Origin of the sequence: Micromonospora sp. CA-263727, assembly GCF_050942455.1 — a bacterium.
GTDB lineage: Bacteria > Actinomycetota > Actinomycetes > Mycobacteriales > Micromonosporaceae > Micromonospora.
Map to the genome: position 1 here is coordinate 4,640,379 of NZ_CP192031.1, position 21,403 is coordinate 4,661,781.

The following is a 21,403-nucleotide window of genomic DNA, read 5'->3' on the forward strand; positions in this document are numbered from 1 at the left end:
GTGTCCATCGTCGAGGATGTCGGCGCGCAGGTCCGGGCCGCCGCCGAGGAGCTGCCGCTGGGCCTGCTGGCGCAGGCGCTGGAGAGGTTCGGGCTGGCCACCGAGCGGCTGCGCTGGGTGCGCCAGGAGTCGGCCGACCCGATGGGGGTGCCGGAGCTCTCCGCCGCCACCGAGCACGCCGAGACCGCCGGGTACGCGCTGCGGGTGGCCCAGGAGCAGTTGACCTCGTACCTTGCCGCGATCGGGCTGGCGCCCGACGGCGCCGCGCCGCCGCCCGCCGGCGGGCGCGACGACCGGCCGGCGCACGACGCGCCCCGGGGCACCGAGCCGGAGGCCGCCGCCGCGCCGGAGCCCGCCGGTGCGGTCCGGTTGCGCCGCTGGTGGTCGGTGCGGGTGGCGGAGCTGACCGGCGGGCGGGAGGGCGCCGAGCAACCCGACGAGCGGATCGCCGACTCCCAGGAGCTGCTGCGCCGGGTGGTCCGCGGAGTCCGCGCCGGCGACCGCGACCGGCTGCACCGCGACCTGCGCGGCGCACACGCCGACGTCGGGTTGGGCCTGGCGGCGGTGGCCCCGCCCCTGCTGCGCGACCTCGCCGGTGAGCTGCTCGGCCATCCGCCGCGCGGCGACGACCTGGCCCGGCTGCGCCGCGAGCTGGACGGCCGGGTCCGGGACCTGCTGCCCGGCCTGCCCGCCCCGGTGCTGGACACGCTGCTCACCCGGGTCTGCCGGATGCCACCGCCCCGCCGCGGCGACGGCGAGCAACCGCACGCCGCCGACCCGGCGATCACCGCCGCCATCCTCACCGGCGTCCTCCTCCACCGCCTCGACCGCGATTTCCCAGATGAAAGGAAGGGCCCCCTGTTAACGCCTGGCGTAGTAGAGGGGCCCCCTCCTAACACGGGCGGTGGATCCCGCAACGGGACCGGCCGGCCGGGGCACGGGATCGATGGCTGACCGGCGCAGCCAGCTGGTCGACCGGGTCCGGGAGCTGCTCGCCGAGGCCCTTGGCGCGTCCCGCACCCGGTCGGCGGCGGCACACGCGGCGCTGGCCACCGCGCGGGAGCGGTCGGTGCGGGTGCGCCGGGCCGCCGCCGGCGTACCGGAGCGGGTGGGCGCCGAACGCGACAAGCGCCTCACCGAGATCGAGGCCCGGCACGCGTCGCGGCTCGCGGAGCTGGCCCGGCGGGCGGCCGGAGCCGCCACCCGGGAGGCGCCCGGCGCGGGTTCGGCGGAGTGGCCGGTGTGGCGGCCCACCCCGGCGGACCGGGCCGAGCCGCCCGGCGCGACCCGTGTCGGCACGGTACGGCTGCCCGATGCCGAGCCGGTGCCGGCGCTGGTGGCGCTGCTCGACGGCGGGCACGTGGCGCTCGACGGGGACGCGGAGGGCTGCGCGGCGGTGGTGTCGGCGTTGCTGCTGCGCGGTCTCGGCCGGGCCACGCCGGGCGCGGTGCGGCTGGTCGGCTACGACCCGGACCGGCTCGGTGGCGGCCTGGCCGGGTTCGCTCCGCTGGGCACGGCCGGGCTGCTCACCTTCGTCGGCCCGGGTGGCCTGGGCCGGCTGCTGGACGACCTGGTGGAGCAGATCCGGCGGATCAACGAGACCGTCCTCGCCGGCGAGCACGCCTCGCTGCGCGACCTGGCCGCCGCGACCGGCCGCCGGCCGGAGCCGTGGCGGGTGGCGGTGCTGCTCGGCGGGGAGGAGCTGTCCCGGCACGAGCGCGGCCAGCTCGACCGGGTGGTCCGGGCCGGCGCCGCCTGCGGGGTACACCTGATCGTGTGGGGCGTGCCGCTGCCCGACGACCCGACGGTCACCCGGATGGTGGTCACCCCCGACGGCGCCCTGGTCGGCACCCTGCCGGTACGCCTCGACCCGCCGCCACCGGCCGCCCTGGTCACCGAGACCTGCCGGGACATCGCCTCGGTGGTCAGCGCCGGCCCGGCGCCCACCCCGTTCACCGACCTGCTGCCGCCGCCGGAGCGGATGTGGCAGGAGGACTCGGCGACCGGGCTGACCGCGCCGATCGGCGAGGGACCGCAGGGCCGCCCGGTGCTGCTCACCCTCGGCGACTACCCGCCGCACGCGCTGATCGGCGGCCCCTCCGGCACCGGCAAGACCAACCTGATCTTCGCCTGGATCGGCGCCCTCGCGGCCCGCTACTCCCCCGCGGAGCTGGAGTTCTATCTGCTGGACTTCAAGGAGGGGGTCTCCTTCGCCCGGTTCGCCCAGGGCCGGCGGGACCCGAGCTGGCTGCCGCACATGCGGCTGGTCGGCATCAACGTCAACACCGACCGCGAGTTCGGCCTGGCGTTGCTGCGCTTCCTCGCCGAGGAACTGCGCCGGCGGGCCGACGCGGCGAAGAAGCACGAGGTCACCAAGCTGGCCGAGCTGCGCGCGGTGGACCCGACCGGGCACTGGCCGCGGATCGTCGCGGTGGTCGACGAGTTCCAGATGCTGCTGGCCGGCCGGGACGCGGTGGCCCGGGAGGCGGCCGACCTGCTGGAGGATCTGGCCCGGCGGGGCCGCTCGCAGGGCATCCACCTGGTGCTGGCCTCGCAGGACGTACGCGGCATCGAGGCGCTGTGGGGCCGGCCGGCGCTGGTCGCCCAGTTCACCCTGCGGATCGCGCTGCCCAAGGCGCTGCGGATCCTCGCCGAGCGCAACGACGCCGCCCAGTCGTTGCCGAAGTTCCACGCGGTGGTCAACGCCGAGTCGGGCCTGCCGGAGGGCAACGAGGTGGCCCGGATCCCGTCGGCCGGCGACTGGGAGACCTGGAGCGAGTTGCAGAACCGGCTGTGGCGGATGCGCCCGGCCGAGGCCGCGCCGGCCCGGCTCTTCGACGGTGACGCGATCCCGAGGCTGGCCGACGCGCCGGACTTCCGGGCCCTTCAGGCACCGGAGGTCGGCACGCCGCGCGGCCCGGTCGCGCTGCTCGGCGAGATCATCGACGTGCAGGCCCGTTCGGCGGCGCTGCGGCTGCCCCGGGCCCCCGGACGCAACCTGGCCGTGCTGGGCACCCGGGTCGACGAGGCGTGCGCGGTGCTGGACGCGGCGGCCCGGTCGTTGGCCCGGCAGCACCGGCCGGGCAGCGCCCGGTTCTCCATCGCCTGCCTGGACCCGGACTCCGACCCGGCGGCCCGCGCGCTCTACGAGGATCTCGCCGACGACGCCGCCTGGTACGACGAGGAGACGGTGACCGAGCTGATGGCCGAGACCGCCGAGGGCCTCGGTGGGCCGGGCGCCACCGCAGCGCCGCACTACCTGCTGCTCTTCGCCGTCGACGCGGCGGCCGGCGCGCTCGCCTCGCGGGCCGGGCGATCCACCGGACTGGAGCACCTGCGCCGGATCCTGCACGACGGCCCCGAGCGGCGCACGCATGTGCTGGCCTGGTGGCGGGGGGTGGCCCGGATGCGCGCCGACCTGGGCGGGCCGGCCGCCCGCACCGACCAGATCGGCGCCTGGGTGGCGCTGGACACCCACGGCGGGGAGCTGGGTTCGTCGCTCTACCCCAGCACCGGTGGGCCGGACTGGTATCCCCGGCCGTGGCGGGGGCTGTTCTTCGACCGGGCGGTGCACCGCACCGGGCAGACCATCATCCCGTACGGACCGTCGCGATGAACGAACCGGTGACCAGCGAGACGTACGCGGCACAGCTCCGGCGGCTCGCCGAGCTGACCGCGCGGGTGCACGAGCAGCGGGAGGAGGCACGCGCCTGGTACGAGCAGCAGTGCTCGGCGGCCGAGCGGGCGGTGGCCGAATCCGCCGACGAGGTCAACCGGGCCGAGCGGGAGGTCGTCGCGGCGCGCGAGTCGCAGGAGCAGGTGGACGCCGAGGTGGCGGTGCTGTGGCAGGAGCTGAACGCCCGGCTGGGCGGCGGCGGGCGGCGGGCCGGCGCTCCCCCGGCGCCCGCGCCGGACGCCACCGGTGACCCGATGTCGCTGCTGGACGCCGCGCGGGACCTGCTGCACCGTACCCGGCAGCCGGGCGAGCTGCCGAGCAGCGTGAACCCGCTGCTGGCGCTCTACGGGGTGGCCGGGGCGGTGCTGGCGTACGCGCTGGGCGCCGGCGCCCGCGCGCTGGCCGGCCGCAGCGACGGCGAGCTGGCCGTCGGCCTGCCGGTGCTGGCACTGGTGGTGACGCTGCTCGGCCCGGTGCTGGGCCTGATACCGACCCGGCTGCTCGCCGACCGCCGGCACGCCGTCCTCAGCCCCCGTCCCGTGCTCATCGTCATCGCCGCCGGCCTGACCACCACCCTGCTCCTGCTGACCCTGCCCTAGGCCGGAACGAGGACGGCTTCGCGGAGCAGGCGGCGGGTGAGGGTGAGGCGGTCGGCGTCGGTGTCGAGGCCGGGCAGGTCGCCGACCCGGCTGGGCGCTCCGGCGAGCAGGGCACGCAGCGCGGGCTCGCACTGCGCGGGCAGGGTGATCGTACGGTCGAACAGGCGCAGCGTGACCCGGTCGCCCTGCGGCGCGAGCTGCCAGCGGAGGCCGGGGCGGAGCGTGACCCGGCTCTCGGCGTCCAGCGCGGCGATGGCGGCGGCCTGGGCGAGCGGCCGGATCGGCGCCGGGCGGGCCGCCGGCCACGCGCGCTGCCGCAGCCGGGCCGCCACCGCAGCCGGGTCGGCCCGCAGCAGCCAGTCGCGCAGCGCCTCGACGGTCTCGGTCAGCTCCGGCTCGACGGCCTCCGGGTCGGCCAGGTCGGTGCCGAACGGCAGGGTGGCCCGCAGCCGCCGGTCCTCGGCGGCCAGCGCCAGCAACTCCTCGACCAGCGCGTACCGGGTCAACGCGCGGACGCCCACGGTCAGGTGCAGCGAGCTGGAGTCCTGCGCCTGGGCGCTGTGCAGCCACCCGCGGGGCAGGTAGAGCACGTCGCCCGGTTCGAGCACCACGTCCAGGGCAGGCTGGCCCTCGGCGGTGGCGGCGACCTCGTCGGCCCGCCCGCCCCACGGCTGGCGTTCCAGCGGGTCGGGCAGCACCGGCGGGTGGACGCGCCAGTGCTTGCGACCGTCGACCTGGAGCACGAAGACGTCGTGGGTGTCGTAGTGGGTGGCGAAGCCCTGGCTGCCCGGCGGGGTCAGGTAGGCGTTGACCTGCAACGGTTGCCCGACGGCCCGGCTCAGGTCACGGGTGAAGTCGATCAACGCCGGCCAGTTGCGGTGCAGGCCCTGCAGGACCAGAGTGGCGCCGCCGGCGTACAGCTCCAGGACCTTCTCGTCGAGGACCTGGTCGCCGATCTCGGCGCCGGCGCCCCCGCCGCCGGTGTAGCGCGCCGCCGGCAGCACCTGGCCGTCCCTGGCCACCCGCAGGAAGGGGGTACGCAGCCCACGCCGGCTGAGCAGCTCGTCGGCGTCGGCGGGGCTGAGCAGGTCGGTGAAGCCGGCCGGGTTGGCGAGCTCGGCGGCGCGGGACAGCAGCGGCGTCTGTCCCCAGTGGGCGGCGGCGAACTTCGCCGGCTCCACGCTGACACACCGGGCCAACGCCGCCACGGCGGACGGGACCGCCGGACGGCCAGCGCCGCCCGGCGGGTCGAGAGGCGTCATGGAGCGTTACCGGGCGCCGCCGTCGGCCCCACCGTCCTGCTGGCCGGGGGTCGCGCCCCCGTCAGCCGGCCCCTCGGCGCTACCGTCGGCCCCACCGTCGTGCTGGCCCGGGGTGGCGCCCCCGTCAGCCGGCCCCTCGGCACTGCCGTCGGCTCCACCGTCGTGCTGGCCCGGGGTGGCACCCCCGTCAGCCGGCCCCTCGGCGCTACCGTCGGCCCCACCGTCGTGCTGGCCCGGGGTCGCGCCGCCGTCGGCCGGGCCTTCCAGCCCGCCGCCGGTGGTGGTCTGCATGTCGTCGTCGTTGAGTGGCATCGTGCTCCCTCGGATGGACCCGCCCCTGCCGTCGGCCGGGTGCGTCGTGCCGTGGGTGTTACCCCGGGCTCGATCTTCTCTAACCACGGTAGACGTCCGAACCGACCCGTATGCCCGGTTCGGCGTGCCAACCGGCACGGTCACCGCATCCGGCAGCGTCGCGCTCGGCGTCCGGCGAGCCGCTGACCGGCAGGACGGCGGTGACGGCCGTCGCCGTCAGCCGCGCAGCATCGAAGCTCAACCATGGTCGAGGTCAACACCCGGCAGGCGTCCCTGGTGGGTGACAGGATGGACGGACGCGATCAGGGGAGGTGCCGATGACCGAGCCGTTGGAGCCGGTGACCGAGGAGTGGCAGCGCGCGCTGGCGATCGTGGCGCACCCGGACGACCTGGAGTTCGGCGCCGCCGCCGCGATCGCCCGCTGGACCGGGCAGGGCAAACAGGTGGTCTACTGCCTGGCGACCAGCGGCGAGGCGGGCATCGACGGGATGCCGCCCGCGCAGGCCCGCCAGGTACGCGAGCAGGAGCAGCGCGCGTCAGCGGCCCTGGTCGGCGTGGACACCGTCGAGTTCCTCGGCCTGCCCGACGGGGTGCTGGAGTACGGCGTCGCCCTCCGCCGCGAACTGGCCGCCGTGGTGCGCCGGCACCGGCCGGAGATCGTCATCACCAACAACTTCCGGGAGACCTGGGACGGGGCGGACATACTCAACCAGGCCGACCACATCGCGGTGGGCCGGGCCACCCTGGACGCGGTCCGGGACGCCGGCAACCGGTGGATCTTCCCGGAGCAGGTGGCCGGCGATGTCGAGCCGTGGGGCGGCGTACGCCAGGTGTGGGCGGCCTCCTCGCCGCGCTCGGCGCACGGGGTGGACACCACCGACACCTTCGCCCACGGCGTGGCGTCGCTGCTGGCGCATCAGGCGTACCTGACCGGATTGGGTGACGGCAGCTTCGACGCCGAGGAGTTCCTGGAGGGCGGGGCCCGCCCGGTCGGGAGCCGGCTGGGCGTGCGCTACGGCACCTCGTTCGAGGTGTTCCACTTCGACCTCTGGTGAAGCCGCTCGGCCCGCCCCACCGGCGGGTGGGGCGGGACCGTGACGTGGCGGGGTCAGGGCATGATCCGGGCGAGGTCGGCGGGCATGGTGTCCCTCACGTCGTCCCACTCGCCCTGGGTGATGTGCCGGCGCAGGGTGTCCAGCACCACCTGGACCACCCGTTCCGGGCCGCCCGCCACGTCGTACGGGAAGCCCTGGCGCACCTCGTAGAGGAAGTCGTCCCGGTTGAGCTTGATCGGCACGTCCTGCGGCTGCCACCCGTCGAAGTAGATGCCCCGCACGAGGATCGGCAACTGGGCGGAGAACTCCACGCTCTCCTGCACGGGCAGCCGGTCGCGCAACAGGTGCAGCACGGTGCGCAGCGCCGCGTACGACTGGTTGCGCTGTTCCTTCGGCCACCCGTACGCCCGCTCGATGTCCTTCAGAATCAGGTTGGTCTTGTCCACCGAGGACTCGACCGCCGACTGGAACTGCTCAGCCATCTGTCCACCCCCGTAGGTCGGTCTCCCACCGTCGGTCGTCGTGGCGTCGCGGCGGGCCCGCCGGGCCACGCCGTGGCCGGATCGGGCTGGCCCGTCCGGCGCGCGGGACCCGTCGGGCCTGGCCGGACGCGCCGACGACATGCAGGACCGCGTCCCGTCGACGGGACGCTGTCACCCGAGCCGTCATCGCCAACCACCTCCGTGGTGTCGCCTCGCGCGGATGATCGGCAGCCCGCCGTCCGCGCCACCACCATCGTCCGCACCGCCGGGGTGAGCCGTCCTCACCCCGACCGGGTGAGAAGCACCGGCGGAGGGTTGTGGGGTGAGAGAGGGAGGGTGCGGTCAGGGGAGGCCGGCGAGGAGGGCCTGGAGTTGCTGGGCGTTGGTCTGGGCGTAGTCGCGGTAGCAGTTGTTGAGCAGGACATGGGTCTGCTGCGTCTCGTCGGCCAGTTCTCGCAGCTTGGGGGCCCAGTCTCGTAGCTCCCGCGCGGAGTAGTGGTAACCGAACTTCTGGTGGATGTCGCGGCTGGTCCACTTGTCGCTGTGGCCGTGGAAGCGGACCACGGCAAGGTCGGACGTGGCGGCCAGCACCGGCGGTATCGACGATCGGTGTCCCTGCGGCATGTCCACGCTGACGTACGCCAGCCGGTGCTCACGGAGGAAGGCCAGCGTCTCCCCGGCGTTGTCCCCGTCGAACCAGGAGGCGTGCCGGAACTCGAAGACCGGTCGCAGGGGCGCGCAGCGGCGGGCCACCTCCAGCAGGTACTGCTTGTTGTCCCGCCGGATGGTGAACCAGGGCGGGAACTGGAACAGCAGCGCGCCGAGCTTGCCCGCCTCGACCAGCGGGTCGAGCGCGCTGAGGAAACGGGTCCAGACCTCCTCGTACGCCTGCGGGGGCAGGTCGTCCGGATAGAGGTTGCGCTTGTCGGTCTCCGGGCGCAGGTCCCTGTAGATCGCGGTGAGCTTGGTGGGGTGGCCGGTGAGCAGGCTGAACGCCTTGACGTTGAAGGTGAAGCCGGCGGGGGTGCGCTCGGCCCAGAGCCGGGCCGTGCGCTCGGCCGGTGGCGCGTAGTAGGTGGCGTCGACCTCGACCAGCGGGAACTGCCGCGCGTAGTAGGCCAGCCGCCGCTCCGGGGTGTCGGCGCTCTGCGGGTACCAACCGGAGTCCAGCAGGGTCCGGTCGGTCCAGGATGCGGTGCCCACCCTGATCTCGCCCATGGGTGACGTTCACCTCGTCCCGGACCGACCGGCAACCGCGCGACTCAGCTCAGGCTGCCCGGCGCTCGCGGGTCTGCTTGCAGGCCACGCAGGTGGTCGCCGACGGGAAGATCTCCAGCCGTTCCACCGGAATGGGCGCGGAGCAGCCCTCGCAGAAGCCATAGGTGCCCTCGGCCAGGCGCGTCAACGCGTGCTCGTACTGGGCCCGCCGGTCGAGGATGGTACGCAGCAGCGACTGGGCGGTGTCCCGCTCGGCGGTCTTGGTGCCGCTGTCGGCCTGGTCGTCGCCGGCGGTGTCGCCGACCTCCACCAGCCGCAGCACCTGGCTCTGCTGCACGGCCTGCTCGTACTCCTCGGACAGCTCGTCGTGACGGGCTTGCAGGGAGAGTCGGATCTGGTCGATCTCCGCCTGGGATCGGCCCGTGCCGACCGTGTCGTGGACGAGCATGGCTGCCTGCCTTCCTGGGCTTCGTCGTCGCGGGCGGGGCCGTCCCCACCCGGTCATACCGCCCACGGGCGTGCACCCCGGGCGCTGTGAGCCCCGCGGATACCCAGCTCGGTGGCGGGTCAAACCGGGTCGTCGCCGGATTCCACGATCGCGGGACGACGCGGGTCGTCGGCGCGGACCACCAGATCGGCGAAGCTCGCCGGGGCGACCTCGTCGGCGTACCGGGCGAACGCGGGTAGCGTCCAGGCCAGCTCGGGATCGGTGCGCCGGCCCAGCGCGCCGGAGGAGAGCGTCAGGTGCACGGTGACGTCGAACGGCAGGCCGCCGCCGAGCAGGAACGCGCCGCTGACCAGGACCACCCCGCCGGGCGGCAGTTCGACGTACGCGGCGCGGCTGGCCCGGTCCAGCCGGACGTCCCAGAGCGAGGGCAGCAGCCGCCCGGTCCCGTCCGGCCCCGCCGGGTCCAGCACCTCGCGGCGCAGACCGGCCTCGTCGACCCAGCCCTCGTAGTACGCGTCCGGATTGGTCCGGCCCCGTTCCAGGCGGACCGAGGCGGGACGCAGGAAGTCCTCGGCCCGTACGTGCAGCACCGGGCGGCCCCGGGCCCGCAGCGGGTCGATCAGGGCGGCGGCCAGCTCGTCCGGGCCGGCGGCGGGGGCGCCGTCCACCGCGACCCGCAGCCGCCCGGCCGGGGTCGCGCCGGCGAGCCGCTCGGCCAGCTCGGCGACCAGCCGCTGCGGTGAGATCGGACGCACGCGCATCCGACCATCCTGCCGGCGACCGCCGGAACCCGGTCAGCCGGTCCGGTCGATGGTGACCCGGGCGTCGTCGGCCAGCCGGTAGCCGACACCGTAGACGGTGGTGACCAGTGGGACGTCCACCCCGACCTTGCCGCGCAGCCGGCGCACGTGCACGTCCACCGTACGCACGCCCGCGTGCTCGTAGCCCCAGACCGCGGTGAGCAGCTGGAGCCGGGTGAAGACCCGGCGGGGATGCGCCACCAGGTGCAGCAGCAGGTCGAACTCCAGCCGGGTCAGCGGCAGCGGCTCGCCGTCGCGCAGCACCGATCGGGACGAGGCGAGGATGTGCAGGCTGGGGATGGTCGGGGCGAGCTGCCGGGCCGGTGACCGGCCGGCCGGGACGGTCTCGGTGCGGCGCTCGGGCAGCGCCGGGCCGGCGTTGGAAATGGTGCCCTCGCCGCGTTCCAGCATCTCCCGTGCCGCCTCCAGCAGTTGGCGCGCGGCCGGGGTCAGCGACTCCTCGCAGGCCAGCGGAATGGAGAAGGTGACCGTGATGACGGGGGCCGCGGTGCTGGTGGGACGGCGCTGACCGCCGGGGGGCCGACCGGGTACCGCGGGTTGGGACGTATGCCATCCTGCGCGCGACGAAGCGGGGCTGACCGACATGGTCCTCCTTGGCTGATCCGGGTATCTCCCCACGGCCCGGGACGCCGCCTTATCGATGCTTCCCGGCGCCCGTGCAAGGGTCAAGGGGCGGCTGCGTTGCATGAATGTGACAATTGACCGACACATCGGAGCCGATTGCTCGCTCTGCGTACGAGGCCAGATGATTACAGCAGAGTCGCCAAGTTGACCTGATACGGGGGTCACCGTCCGAGTTTCGCGTTACTTTTCGGGCACCTCGCCACCGGGTGCCCGGACCGCCTTCGAGGTCGACTGATCGCGCTCCCAGGAGGTGACCCGTCACGCTGACGGGACAGCACGGCGCGGCGTGCCCTCGTCGGGACACACCGCGCCGGACGGCCGGGTTCAGCCACGGCCGGCTCAGCCTTCGACGACCACCCGGGCGTCGTCGGCGAGGCGGTATCCGACACCGTGGACGGTGGTCAGCAGCGGCGTGTCGGCGCCGAGCTTGGCGCGCAGCCGGCGGACGTGCACGTCGACGGTGCGGGCCACCGCGTGGTCGTAGCCCCAGACCGAGTTGAGCAGCTGGAGCCGGGTGAACACCCGGCGAGGCCGTTGCGCCAGGAAGAGCAGCAGGTCGTACTCGATGCGGGTCAGCGGGACGTCCCGGTCGCCCTGGCGTACCGTCCGCGGCCCGGTGAGGATGCGTACGGCAGCGGGGTGCTCCGCCGTGGCCCGGTCGGCGACGTCGGGCGACAGCTGCCCCTCGCCCGACTGGGCGAGTTCGCCGAGCAGTTCCAGCAGCCGGGTCAGGCGGGGGCTCACCGTGCCCGAGTCGAGGTCGACGGTGATGGTCAGGGTCGGCCCGGTGCGCTGCCGTACCAGCCGGGCCCGGTTGGTACGGCCGGGCGGGTGCTGACGCGGGCTGATGGCGACGACGGACATGGTGGCCTCCTGGGGACTACCGCCACGCCGGGTGGGGCGTGGTGTTCAGCGGGACGCCTGGCCGGCGGTCGCCGGGGGCGCGAGGATGGACGGTCGGGGCGGCGGGGTCGGACCGAGCACGGGCAGGCCGGCGATCCGCCAGGCGGCGAAGCCGCCGATCACGTCGGTGGCCCGGTGCAGGCCGATGTCCTGCAAGGCGGCGGCGGCCAGCGACGAGGTGTAGCCCTCCTGGCAGATGATCACCACGGGCAGGTCGTAGCCGACCGCCTGGGGCAGCCGGGCGGAACAGCGCGGGTCGAAGCGCCACTCCAGCACGTTGCGTTCGACGGCGAGGGAACCCGGCACGGTGCCGTGCGCGGCCCGCTGCGCGGCGGGACGGATGTCGACCAGCAGGGCACCGGTCCGGTACGCCAGGTGGGCCTGCTCCGGATCGAGCCGGGCGAGCCGGCTCCGGGCGGCGGCCAGGATCTCGTCGATCCCCCGAGAGCCCGGGGGCGGCACCGGCGCCGGACAGCGGGCGGCGGCGGAATCTGTCTGCGACATCATCGGTTCCTTCCGGAAAGTTCGGGTGGCGCGCCGGGCGTCGGCCGGGTGGGGCGCGCCGCCACGGCCTGACAAGATCACCATGCCACGCCGGCCTCGGCCACGTCGGCGACGAGCAGCCGGCCCGCCACGAGGTGATAGCGGGTCATCCGGCGCAGGGCCGGGCGGTAGACGTGGACGCTGACCGCCGGCTCGGCGTGCCGGTTGGTCACCACGTGCACGTGCCGGGGGCCGAAGCGACGGCCGGAGCCGGCGGCGAGCAGGTGCGGGCGCAGCCGGTGGCCGCTGACCGTCTCCTCGGTGAGGACACCCGCGGCGACCAGGAAGGCCCCCGAGGAGCCGCCGTGGTCGTGCAGGTCGGTGCCCTGGCCGGGCAGCCAGCTCAACGCCCACACCTCGTGCTCGTCGTCGGCGGCGAGCCGCGCGTACCACCTGCTGGCGGGGTCGAAGCGCAGCGGCACCGGCCAGCTTGCGGGGTCGGCGGCCCACTGGCGGGCGACGGCGAGCAGGTCCGGCTCGGTGACGGGCACGGCTGGCATGGGTTCCTCACGGTGGTCGACGGTTGGTCTCGCCGCCAGCTTAGCCGGTAAACCCTATAGGGTTAGTAGGTAATCTCGGATGATGGGACGAGATGCGTGCGGGCGAGATCGACTGCGGTCGCGAGCGCCGGCATGCGGCCCACTAACCTGAACCAGTGAGCGAGGAACTCGACGCCGAGACCCTGGAGTTCGCGCACCGGATGTTCGACCTGGCGCGCGACGGCGCGACCACGGAACTGGCCGGGTACGTCGACGCGGGGCTGCCGGTCAACCTGACCAACGAGCGGGGCGACAGCCTGCTGATCCTGGCGGCTTACCACGCCCATCCGGAGACCGTCACCGCGCTGCTGGCCCGGGGCGCCGACCACACGCGCACCAACGACCGGGGGCAGACGGCACTGGCCGCGGCGGTGTTCCGCAGCTGCGGCGAGGCGGTACGCGCGCTGCTCGCCGCCGGCGCCGACCCCGACGACGGCGACCCGTCCGCCATGGACACCGCCGACTTCTTCGACCGGCCCCAGATGCTCGCGCTGCTGCGCGGCGCCTGAACACGACCCTCGCCGTTGCGGGTGTTAAGAAGGGGCCCCAGCTCTACACCAGGCGTTAATAGGGGGCCCTTCCTTGCATGTGGAGGTTGGGGGTTTCGCGGGGGGTGGCCTCGAAGTGGCGGATGAGGCGTGCGCCGAGACGGACGCCCACCCCGCCGACGGCGAGGGCGACCAGCTCGGTGAAGAGCAGCGCCGGTGACGCGCCCCGGTTCGGGGCGTCGGCCCGGATCAGGCAGGCGAGCAGGAAGAGCCCGGCCATGCCCGCGTTGACCAGGTTGAAGCTGATCGCGGTGTGGCGGGTGCGGTCGGGCGGCACGTCCCACAGGTCGACCATCCCGGCGACCGCGGTCAGCGCCGCCGCCACCAGGGCGGCCACCGCCGTCCAGTAGCCGACCTCACCGAGGAAGACCGGGCCGCCGGCCACATCGGCGAAATCGAAGATGGCGGCGCAGACGAAGAGCCCGTACGGGAACGTCACCAGCATCGGTTGGATCGGGTGCCCCTGCACCCGCAGCCGGCTCTGCATCGCTTCCCCCTGGCGTCGGATCAACCCATCAGTCCAGGGTGCTACCCGGCCGCCAGCCGGACGAAACGACCCGCTCAGTTGTCCCGAGGTCGGGAGACCGTGCTGACCAACCGCTCCGCCACGTCGCGCAGCGGTATCGACAGCGCGGACGCGGCGCTGCGCAGCACGTCGAGGGCGTCGGCGGCCGGGCAGCCGCGCTGCGTCATGATCACTCCGACGGCCTGGCCGATGACGCCGTCGTTGAGCAGGGAGGCGTCCCGCTCGCCGGTCAGCGCGGCCCGCCGCTCCCGGTCGCGCACCGCCGCCAGCAGCAGGCCGGCGTGCTCGGCGAGGAGCATCGCGGTCAGCTGGTGGCCGGGGGTCAGCGCGTCGGGCTCGCCGGCGTAGAGGTTCACCGCACCGATCACCTGGTCGTCGATGTCCACCGGAGCCGAGATCACCCCGCGTACGCCCAGCTCGCGGGCCTGGGGCGTCCAGGACGGCCAACGCGGCTCGGCGGCCAGCTCCTCGGCGCCGACCATCTCCCGCCGCCGGATCGCGTCCATCGCCGGGGTGTCCGGGCCGTACCGCAGGTCGTCCAGCCCACTGAGCCGGGCGTCGGAGGCGGCCACCCCGGCCGGTTCACCGGCGCGCAGGGCGGTGAACCCGCACCAGCTCACCCCCGCCACGGCGTCCCGGGTGGTGGTGACCAGCGCGGACAGCGCCTGGTCGAAGTCGTCCAGGGCGATCAGAGCGGCGGTCAGCTCGCGCAGCAGGGCCGCCGTCTCCAGTACGCCGAGGGTTTCCGTCAGCGGTGGAGTGGTCTCCAGGTTCACCGGCCCCCAGCCCCCGTTCGCCCGGCCAGTGTCGTCACCTGTCTCCTCCTCGGCGGCGGCGTGGTTGCACGGACCCGCCCTCCTACCCGCGACGACAACGGTCGAAACGGGTGCAAACCGGGGCCCCTCCCAGGGTACGGGTACCGCTGGGAGGGGCGCGCACGGCTTAACGAGACCGTCAACAGCGCCGGTCCTGTTACCGGTCGCTCTCGACTCAGCGGGAGCCGGCGCCGGCGAGCCGGCGACCGACCGAGGCGATCAGCCGGTCCAGCTCGGAGCCGAACGGGTTGTCGTGCACGAGGTACGTCCAGGTCGCGCTCGGCCGGACCAGCTCGCCCTCGTTCGGCTCCCAGTCCTCGTCGAACTCGGTCTCGGCGAAGGTGGCAAGGGTCCGGGTCTCGATCTCCGGGACCAGGTCGGTGAACGCCGGCACGGCGGCCCGGTGGAACTCGTCGAGCGGGTCGAGCCGGCCCAGGGCCCGCAAATGCACGCCCTCACGGACCTCCGATAGCTCGGCCAGGTGCCCGGCCCAGAGCCGGTCGAGGTGGTAGAGCGCGATCGACCGGGCCACCCGGGCGAGCAGGTCCTCGTCCATCTCGCCGGCCTTCTCCGGCAGCTTGTCCAGCAGCATCAGCGCCGCGATGTCGCTGGTCAGCAGCCGCTCCCGGCGCTCGGCGAGCGCCTTGCGCTGCTGCTCGATGACCACGCTGTAGCGCCAGGTGTTGCGGTGGATCTCGTGGTTGACCCCTTCGGCGACCCGCTGGGCGTGCTCCACGGCGTAGTCCACCTGCGCGTCGGTGACCAGGCCGTCGGCGTTCATCCGGGGCGAGGCCGGCACGGTGTCACCGGCGTGCCGGACGACGAGGTCGTCCTCCAGGCTGACGAAGAAGACCGACCCGCCCGGGTCGCCCTGCCGGCCGGCCCGCCCGCGCAGCTGGTCGTCGACCCGGCGGCTGTCGTTGCGGCCGCTGCCGATCACGAAAAGGCCGTCGAGCCCGGCCACCCGATCCCGGTCGCTCTGGTCGCTGCCGCCGAGGCGGATGTCCACGCCCCGGCCGGCCATCTGGGTGGAGACGGTCACCGCGCCGTACGCGCCGGCCTCGGCGATGATCGCCGCCTCCTCGTCGTCGTTCTTGGCGTTGAGCACCACACAGGCCACGCCCGCGGCGTTGAGCCCGGCCGCCAGCTGCTCGGACTCCTTGACGTCCAGGGTGCCGACCAGCACCGGCCGCCCGTCGGCGTGGCAGCGCTTGATCTCGTCGATCAGCGCCTCGTCCTTCTCCGCCCGGGTGGCGTAGATGCGGTCCGGCTCGTCCACCCGAACGCACGGGGTGTTCGGCGGGATCACCGCGACCTCCAGGCGGAAGAACTCCCGCAGCTGGTCGCCGACCAGCACCGCGGTCGCGGTCATCCCGCACACCTTCGGGTAGAGGCCGATGTACGCCTGCACGGCGATGGTGCCGAGCACCTCACCCTCGGCGGTGGCGTCCAGCCCCTCCTTGGCCTCGACCGCCGCCTGGAGCCCGTCGGGCCAGCGGCGGCGCTGGGCCACCCGGCCGCGCATCTCGTCGATCAGCTCGACCGTGCCGTCCCGGACGATGTAGTCCACGTCCCGGTGCAGCAGGGCCTGCGCGTGCAACGCCACGTTCACCGCGGAGAGCTGCTCGACGTTCTCCTCGTCGTACAGGTCGATGCCGAGCTTGGCCTCGACGGCGGCCAGGCCGGCGGAGGTGAAGGCCACGCTGCGGCCGTCCTCGGCGACCGTGAAGTGCTTGCCCTTGCGCAGGCCGCGCACGAGCGCGGCGGCGGCGTGCACCGGATCCTGCTCGCCGGGCACCGAGCCGGCGAGGACCATCGGCACCCGGGCCTCGTCGATCAGGATCGAGTCGGCCTCGTCGACGATCGCGGTGCGCAGCGGACGCTGGACCCGGTCGGCGATGTCGGTCACGAGTTGGTCGCGCAGGAAGTCGAAGCCGGCCTCGCTGACCGAGACGTAGGTCACGTCGCAGCCGTACGCGGCGCGCCGCTCCACCGGCGTGGACGCCTCGTTGACCCACCCGACGGTGAGCCCGAGCAGGGTGTAGACCGGCTCCATCCACTGGGCGTCGCGGCGCGCCAGGTAGTCGTTGACGGTGAGCACGTGCACCGGCCCGTTGCCGAGCCGGACGTGCCCGTACGCGGCGATCGCGGCGGTCAGCGTCTTGCCCTCACCGGTGGCCATCTCGGCGACCTTGCCGGAGAGCAGCGCCATCGCGCCGAGCAGTTGGACGTCGTACGGCCGCTGGTCGAGGCCGCGGCGGGCGGCCTCCCGACCGAGCGCGCAGATCTCCTCGTAGCTCGACGCCGCGGCGGCCGCCTCGGTGAGTTCGGCGTCGTCGAGCGCCGACATCTCCTCCTCGCGGGCCTCGACGGCCGGCAGCAGCTTCTCCAGCGGGGCCAGGTCGACCGTGGTCCCCGGGCGCTGGAGGAACCGGCGGAACCTGGTCTTCAACCGTTGCGACACACCCATGAGCGGCAACGGTACGCGACCGGAGGCCGGTTGTGGCGGCCCGTCCGGCGCGCCGTCGCGCACGCGGCCCCCGCCGCCCGGTCCACCGGGCCGGTCGACCCCGCCGGCAGCCACCGGTCCCGCCCGGCACACCCGGGCTACACCAGCCCTTCCGCCTCGCGCGGCGTCTCCCCCGGCCGGGCGCAACCAAACGTTCATCGTCCGGGAACATGACCGCGGCACGGTGGTGATCAAGCTGGGGGGACGGATCCGGTTAGCGTGCGGGGTGCTGGGAAACCGTCTCCCGGTTCTTCCCGCGATCAGGGGGTGCCTGTGCGGAACACTGAATCTCTGGTCTCGCCCGTGGTCGAGGCCTGGGCCACCTATCGGACCACCTCGGCGGCCGACTGGCCGACGCGACGGCTGCTCCGCGCCAAGGGGGACAGCCGGGTCAGCGTGGTGCTGCCGGCGCGCAACGAGGAAGCCACGGTCGGCGCGATCGTGTCGACCATCCGCGAGCACCTGATGGACCGGGTGCCGCTGGTCGACGAGTTGATCGTGGTCGACTCGCGATCCACGGACCGGACCGCGCCGGTGGCCCGGGCGGCCGGCGCTGAGGTGGTCAGCCAGGACGAGATGACCCGCGGGCTGCCCCGGCTCACCGGCAAGGGCGACGCGCTCTGGGCCGGGCTGGCCGCCGCGGAGGGCGACGTGGTGGCGTTCGTCGACGCCGACCTGCGGGAGTTCCGCCCGCACTTCGTCACCGGCCTGCTCGGCCCGTTGCTCACCGACCCGTCGGTCGACTTCGTGAAGGGGTTCTACCATCGGCCGCTGGTCAGCACGAGCGGGGTGGAGGCCGACGGCGGCGGCCGGGTGACGGAGCTGATGGCCCGACCGATGCTCAACCTGTTCTGGCCGGAACTGGCCGGTTTCGTGCAACCCCTCGCCGGTGAGTACGCCGGCCGCCGCGAGGTGCTGGCCCAGGTGCCGTTCGTCTCCGGCTACGGCGTCGAGACCGCGATGCTGATCGACCTGCTCGAACTCGTCGGGCTGGACGCGCTGGCCCAGGTGGATCTGGGTGAGCGCAAGCACCGGCACCAGGACACCGCGGCGCTGGGCCGGATGTCCGCGCAGATCATGCTCACCGCCTGGTCGCGGTTGCAGCGCCGGGGCTGGGCGAACCCGGACGTGCTGCCCACCGCCCTGCTGACCCAGTTCCGCCGGGGCGGCTCCGACGCGCTGCCGAACCTGGACCGGGAGATCGTGGTCAGCGATGTCGCCGTCGAGGAGCGGCCACCCCTGGCCGAGCTGCGGCACCGGGTGCCCCGCCGGCGGGTGGCGGCGGCGTGACCGGCGGGCCGTCGGCGCCTCCGGCGGCCCGGGGGCGGTTCCGGCCCGTCTGATCCCGTCGTGGTGGTGAAAGGAGTGGATCAGCACACTACCCGCGAATTGACCGAAATTCCCCCTCTCGCCTGGTTACATGGTCGACGGGACGGGTAGCCACGCCCGTCCTTTCCGTCGTCAGCGGGGTGAGACTCATGCCCAAGCGGGTAACCACCGAACCCGGACAGGACCGTGGGCCGGCCATCCTGGCGCCAGCCCGGTTCGGCGGCTATCCCGGCTCGGTGCGCAAGCCCGTGCCCGGCGGATCGTTGGTCAGGTTCCTGGCCACCACCGACCACAAGCAGATCGGGCTGCTCTACCTGATCACCTCGTTCGGCTTCTTCGTGGTGGCCGGCATCGAGGCGATGCTGATCCGCGCCGAGTTGGCCCGGCCCGGCCTGCAGTTCCTCGCCCCGGAGCAGTACAACCAGCTCTTCACCTCGCACGGCGCGGTGATGCTGCTGCTCTTCGCCACGCCCGCGGCGTTCGGGTTCGGCAACTACATCGTGCCGATCCAGATCGGCGCGCCGGACGTGTCGTTCCCCCGGCTGAACGCCCTGGCGTACTGGCTCTACCTGTTCGGCGGGCTGATGGTGATCGGCGGGTTCCTGACCCCGCAGGGCACGGCCGACTTCGGGTGGACCGCGTACACGCCGCTGAGCCATGCGGAGAACTCCCCCGGGGTCGGGGCGAACTTGTGGGTGGTCGGCCTGGTGGTGTCGGGTCTGGGCACCATCCTCGGCGCGGTCAACCTGATCACCACGATCCTGACCCTGCGCGCGCCCGGCATGACCATGTTCCGGATGCCGATCTTCACCTGGAACATGCTCTTCACCAGCCTGCTGGTGATCCTGGTCTTCCCGCTGCTGGCCGCCGCGCTGCTCGCGCTGAGCGCGGACCGGCTGCTCGGCGCGCACGTGTTCAGCCCGGCGACCGGCGGGCCGATGCTCTGGCAGCACCTCTTCTGGTTCTTCGGCCACCCCGAGGTCTACATCATCGCGCTGCCGTACTTCGGCATCATCACCGAGGTCATCCCGGTCTTCTCCCGCAAGCCGATCTTCGGCTACACCGGGCTGGTGCTGGCCACCATCGCGATCACCGTGCTGTCCATGTCGGTGTGGGCGCACCACATGTTCGCCACCGGCCAGGTGCTACTGCCCTTCTTCAGCATCCTCAGCTATCTGATCGCCGTGCCCACCGGGGTGAAGTTCTTCAACTGGATCGGCACGTTGTGGAAGGGGCAGCTCACCTTCGAGACCCCGATGCTGTTCTCCATCGGCTTCCTGGTGACCTTCCTGCTCGGCGGGCTCACCGGCGTGCTGCTGGCCAGCCCGCCGGCCGACTTCCACACCCACGACACGTACTTCGTGGTGGCGCACTTCCACTACGTGGTCTTCGGCACCGTGGTCTTCGCGCTCTTCGCCGGCTTCTACTTCTGGTGGCCGAAGATGACCGGACGCCTGCTCGACGAGCGGCTCGGCAAGCTGCACTTCTGGACCATGTTCGTCGGCTTCCACGGCACCTTCGCGGTGCACCACTGGCTGGGCAACATGGGGATGCCCCGCCGGTACGCCGACTACCTGCCCACCGACGGCTTCACCACGCTGAACACCATCTCCAGCATCTCCTCGTTCGTGCTCGGCGCGTCCACCCTGTTCTTCATCTGGAACGCCTGGAAGTCCTGGCGCTACGGCGCGCTGGTGACCGTGGACGACCCCTGGGGCTTCGGCAACTCGCTGGAGTGGGCCACCACCTGCCCGCCGCCGCTGCGCAACTTCGACCGGATGCCCCGGATCCGCTCCGAGCGCCCGGCCTTCGACGCCAAGTACGGCGAGCTCGTGGCCAGCCTGGGCCGGGACCTTCCACAACGGACCACCCGGCCGCCGCAGGAGTTCCGCGAGGAGATCCACCGCGAGCAGCACCGGCCCGAGTCGCCCAGCGCCGAGGGCGCGCACGGGGCGCGGGAGGCGGTCGCGTACCAACCCGCGCCGCAGTCCGGCGCCCGGCCGGTGGACGTACCGGAACCGGAGGACGTGCGCCGGCCCAACTTCGAGCAGACCGACGACCCGGCGGAGAACTCACCCGGAGCCGACCCCCAGCAACAGGCCACCCAGCGATGGCGTCACCCCCATTCCCCCGACTGATCGACGGGGTGTTCAGCGGGTGCGGGCCGGGGCGGTGGGACGGGTCTCCTTCGCCGACTCGGACTCGGCGGGGCCGTTCTGCCAGGGCGGCGGCGCGTCGGCGAGCATCGCCTGGCGCAGCCAGGTCAGCGCCCGCGAGAGCAGCCGCGAGACGTGCATCTGGGAGATGCCGAACCGGGCGGCGATCTCGGCCTGGGTCTGGTTGCCGTAGAAGCGCATGGCCAGGATCCGCCGCTCCCGCCAGGGCAGGCGGTGCAGCAGCCCGCTCACCGTCACCCGGTCGTCCACGGACTCCAGCGCGATGTCCGACTCACCGACCAGGTCGCCGAACTCCGCCGAACTCTCCCCGCCGACCGGCGCGTTCAACGAGGCCGGGCTGTAGCCGGCCGCCGACTCCAGCGCGGCGAGGATCTCCTCCTCCGGCGTCTCCAGCCGTTTCGCCAGCTCGGCGACGGTCGGCGCCCGGGACAGCTCACTGGTCAGCGACGCCGTGGCCTGCCCGACCTCCAGGATCAGGTCCCGCAGCCGGCGGGGCACGTGCACGCCCCAGGTGCGGTCCCGGAAATGCCGCTTGATCTCGCCCACGATGGTGATCGCGGCGTACGCGGTGAACGAGCCGCGTTCCGGGTCGTACCGGTCGACGGCGTTGACCAGGCCCAGACGGGCCACCTGCTCCAGATCCTCCAGCGGTTCCCCGCGCCCCCGGTAGCGGCGCGCCAAGCGGCCCGCGAACGGCAGCGCGAAGCGCACCAGGTCGTCGCGCGCCTCATGGCACCGCTCCGGCGGCAGCCCCTCGATCCGGGCCGCGTACGCCAGCGCCGCCGCGTCGAGGTCCTCCAGGCCCCGATCGGTGGGTGGTGGTGTGGTTGTGGTGGTCTGTCCGAACATCCGCGCCTCCCTCAGGAAGGACCCCGCCCGGATACGCCGACACCGGGCACGCGCGTAGGCACGCACGGGCCTGAAGTGGGTTACGTGACTGGGATGCCAGCGGGCGACGGCGCCGTGCCACGGCAAGGTGATCAGCCTGTCGCAGCCGGCGGTGTTCCCGCTCCGTAG

Annotated in this window: 21 protein-coding genes; 7 read left to right on the forward strand and 14 right to left on the reverse strand. The window is 73.6% G+C overall.

The window, feature by feature from the left end:
- From ACQPYA_RS20190 to ACQPYA_RS20200, 3 genes are read left to right on the forward strand one after another with little or no spacing between them, the layout of a single operon-like run.
- Complete coding sequence (locus tag ACQPYA_RS20190; RefSeq protein ID WP_433528658.1) at positions 1 to 954, forward strand: hypothetical protein; 954 nt, start codon at positions 1 to 3, stop codon at positions 952 to 954.
- Positions 947 to 3,616, forward strand: coding sequence for an FtsK/SpoIIIE domain-containing protein (locus ACQPYA_RS20195; protein ID WP_433528659.1), 2,670 nt, complete (start codon positions 947 to 949; stop codon positions 3,614 to 3,616). The genes ACQPYA_RS20190 and ACQPYA_RS20195 overlap by 8 nt, the downstream gene beginning before the upstream one ends.
- Positions 3,613 to 4,275 carry a hypothetical protein gene (locus ACQPYA_RS20200; protein ID WP_433528660.1) on the forward strand — a complete coding sequence of 221 codons (663 nt, stop codon included), beginning with the start codon at positions 3,613 to 3,615 and terminating at the stop codon, positions 4,273 to 4,275. The genes ACQPYA_RS20195 and ACQPYA_RS20200 overlap by 4 nt, the downstream gene beginning before the upstream one ends.
- Here the strand turns inward: ACQPYA_RS20200 and ACQPYA_RS20205 are convergent.
- Positions 4,272 to 5,537: a cupin domain-containing protein gene (locus tag ACQPYA_RS20205; RefSeq protein WP_433528661.1), complete on the reverse strand. Its 1,266-nt coding sequence runs from the start codon at positions 5,535 to 5,537 to the stop codon at positions 4,272 to 4,274. The two genes, ACQPYA_RS20200 and ACQPYA_RS20205, sit on opposite strands and share 4 nt — an antisense overlap.
- Before the next feature lie 6 nt (positions 5,538 to 5,543).
- A complete protein-coding gene (locus tag ACQPYA_RS20210; protein ID WP_433528662.1) occupies positions 5,544 to 5,849 on the reverse strand; it encodes a hypothetical protein in 306 nt (101 codons plus the stop codon).
- 317 nt (positions 5,850 to 6,166) lie between these two features.
- Between ACQPYA_RS20210 and ACQPYA_RS20215 the strand changes: the two genes are divergently transcribed.
- Complete coding sequence (locus ACQPYA_RS20215) at positions 6,167 to 6,904, forward strand: PIG-L deacetylase family protein (RefSeq protein WP_433528663.1); 738 nt, start codon at positions 6,167 to 6,169, stop codon at positions 6,902 to 6,904.
- 53 nt (positions 6,905 to 6,957) lie between these two features.
- Here ACQPYA_RS20215 and ACQPYA_RS20220 read toward each other — a convergent pair whose 3' ends face one another.
- From ACQPYA_RS20220 to ACQPYA_RS20255, 8 genes are all read right to left on the reverse strand, one after another.
- Entirely contained in the window at positions 6,958 to 7,386 is a 429-nt protein-coding gene (locus ACQPYA_RS20220) for a DUF2267 domain-containing protein (protein ID WP_433528664.1), read from the reverse strand.
- A gap of 342 nt (positions 7,387 to 7,728) precedes the next feature.
- Positions 7,729 to 8,604: a DUF72 domain-containing protein gene (locus ACQPYA_RS20225; protein ID WP_433528665.1), complete on the reverse strand. Its 876-nt coding sequence runs from the start codon at positions 8,602 to 8,604 to the stop codon at positions 7,729 to 7,731.
- A 49-nt stretch (positions 8,605 to 8,653) separates the two neighbouring features.
- On the reverse strand, positions 8,654 to 9,052 hold the full coding sequence (locus ACQPYA_RS20230) for a TraR/DksA family transcriptional regulator (protein ID WP_433528666.1): 399 nt from the start codon (positions 9,050 to 9,052) through the stop codon (positions 8,654 to 8,656).
- Positions 9,053 to 9,171: 119 nt separating this feature from the next.
- On the reverse strand, positions 9,172 to 9,813 hold the full coding sequence (locus tag ACQPYA_RS20235) for a uridine kinase (RefSeq protein WP_433528667.1): 642 nt from the start codon (positions 9,811 to 9,813) through the stop codon (positions 9,172 to 9,174).
- 33 nt (positions 9,814 to 9,846) lie between these two features.
- Complete coding sequence (locus tag ACQPYA_RS20240) at positions 9,847 to 10,458, reverse strand: winged helix-turn-helix domain-containing protein (protein WP_433528668.1); 612 nt, start codon at positions 10,456 to 10,458, stop codon at positions 9,847 to 9,849.
- A gap of 378 nt (positions 10,459 to 10,836) precedes the next feature.
- Entirely contained in the window at positions 10,837 to 11,361 is a 525-nt protein-coding gene (locus ACQPYA_RS20245; protein ID WP_433528669.1) for a winged helix-turn-helix domain-containing protein, read from the reverse strand.
- A gap of 45 nt (positions 11,362 to 11,406) precedes the next feature.
- Positions 11,407 to 11,907, reverse strand: a complete 501-nt coding sequence (locus ACQPYA_RS20250) for a rhodanese-like domain-containing protein (RefSeq protein WP_433528670.1) — start codon at positions 11,905 to 11,907, stop codon at positions 11,407 to 11,409.
- A 74-nt stretch (positions 11,908 to 11,981) separates the two neighbouring features.
- The gene (locus ACQPYA_RS20255; RefSeq protein ID WP_433528671.1) at positions 11,982 to 12,443 is read right to left on the reverse strand and encodes a cysteine dioxygenase; all 462 of its coding nucleotides are present in this window, start codon (positions 12,441 to 12,443) and stop codon (positions 11,982 to 11,984) included.
- A gap of 155 nt (positions 12,444 to 12,598) precedes the next feature.
- On the opposite strand from ACQPYA_RS20255, the gene ACQPYA_RS20260 reads away from it, so the two are divergent.
- Complete coding sequence (locus ACQPYA_RS20260) at positions 12,599 to 12,991, forward strand: ankyrin repeat domain-containing protein (protein WP_433528672.1); 393 nt, start codon at positions 12,599 to 12,601, stop codon at positions 12,989 to 12,991.
- Between the two features lie 55 nt (positions 12,992 to 13,046).
- Here the strand turns inward: ACQPYA_RS20260 and ACQPYA_RS20265 are convergent, their stop codons facing one another.
- From ACQPYA_RS20265 to secA2, 3 genes are all read right to left on the reverse strand, one after another.
- The gene (locus ACQPYA_RS20265) at positions 13,047 to 13,517 is read right to left on the reverse strand and encodes a DUF2231 domain-containing protein (RefSeq protein ID WP_433528673.1); all 471 of its coding nucleotides are present in this window, start codon (positions 13,515 to 13,517) and stop codon (positions 13,047 to 13,049) included.
- Between the two features lie 74 nt (positions 13,518 to 13,591).
- Positions 13,592 to 14,332 carry a GAF and ANTAR domain-containing protein gene (locus ACQPYA_RS20270; protein WP_433528674.1) on the reverse strand — a complete coding sequence of 247 codons (741 nt, stop codon included), beginning with the start codon at positions 14,330 to 14,332 and terminating at the stop codon, positions 13,592 to 13,594.
- Positions 14,333 to 14,546: 214 nt separating this feature from the next.
- Positions 14,547 to 16,841 carry an accessory Sec system translocase SecA2 gene (gene secA2, locus ACQPYA_RS20275; protein WP_433528675.1) on the reverse strand — a complete coding sequence of 765 codons (2,295 nt, stop codon included), beginning with the start codon at positions 16,839 to 16,841 and terminating at the stop codon, positions 14,547 to 14,549.
- Between the two features lie 402 nt (positions 16,842 to 17,243).
- Here secA2 and ACQPYA_RS20280 point away from each other — a divergent pair, with 402 nt between their 5' ends.
- Together ACQPYA_RS20280 and ctaD are read left to right on the forward strand one after the other, a co-directional pair.
- The gene (locus ACQPYA_RS20280; RefSeq protein ID WP_433533545.1) at positions 17,244 to 18,170 is read left to right on the forward strand and encodes a glucosyl-3-phosphoglycerate synthase; all 927 of its coding nucleotides are present in this window, start codon (positions 17,244 to 17,246) and stop codon (positions 18,168 to 18,170) included.
- 188 nt (positions 18,171 to 18,358) lie between these two features.
- Complete coding sequence (gene ctaD / locus ACQPYA_RS20285; RefSeq protein ID WP_433528676.1) at positions 18,359 to 20,347, forward strand: aa3-type cytochrome oxidase subunit I; 1,989 nt, start codon at positions 18,359 to 18,361, stop codon at positions 20,345 to 20,347.
- A gap of 12 nt (positions 20,348 to 20,359) precedes the next feature.
- Here ctaD and ACQPYA_RS20290 read toward each other — a convergent pair whose 3' ends face one another.
- The gene (locus ACQPYA_RS20290; protein ID WP_433528677.1) at positions 20,360 to 21,235 is read right to left on the reverse strand and encodes a SigB/SigF/SigG family RNA polymerase sigma factor; all 876 of its coding nucleotides are present in this window, start codon (positions 21,233 to 21,235) and stop codon (positions 20,360 to 20,362) included.
- Positions 21,236 to 21,403 lie beyond the last annotated feature (168 nt).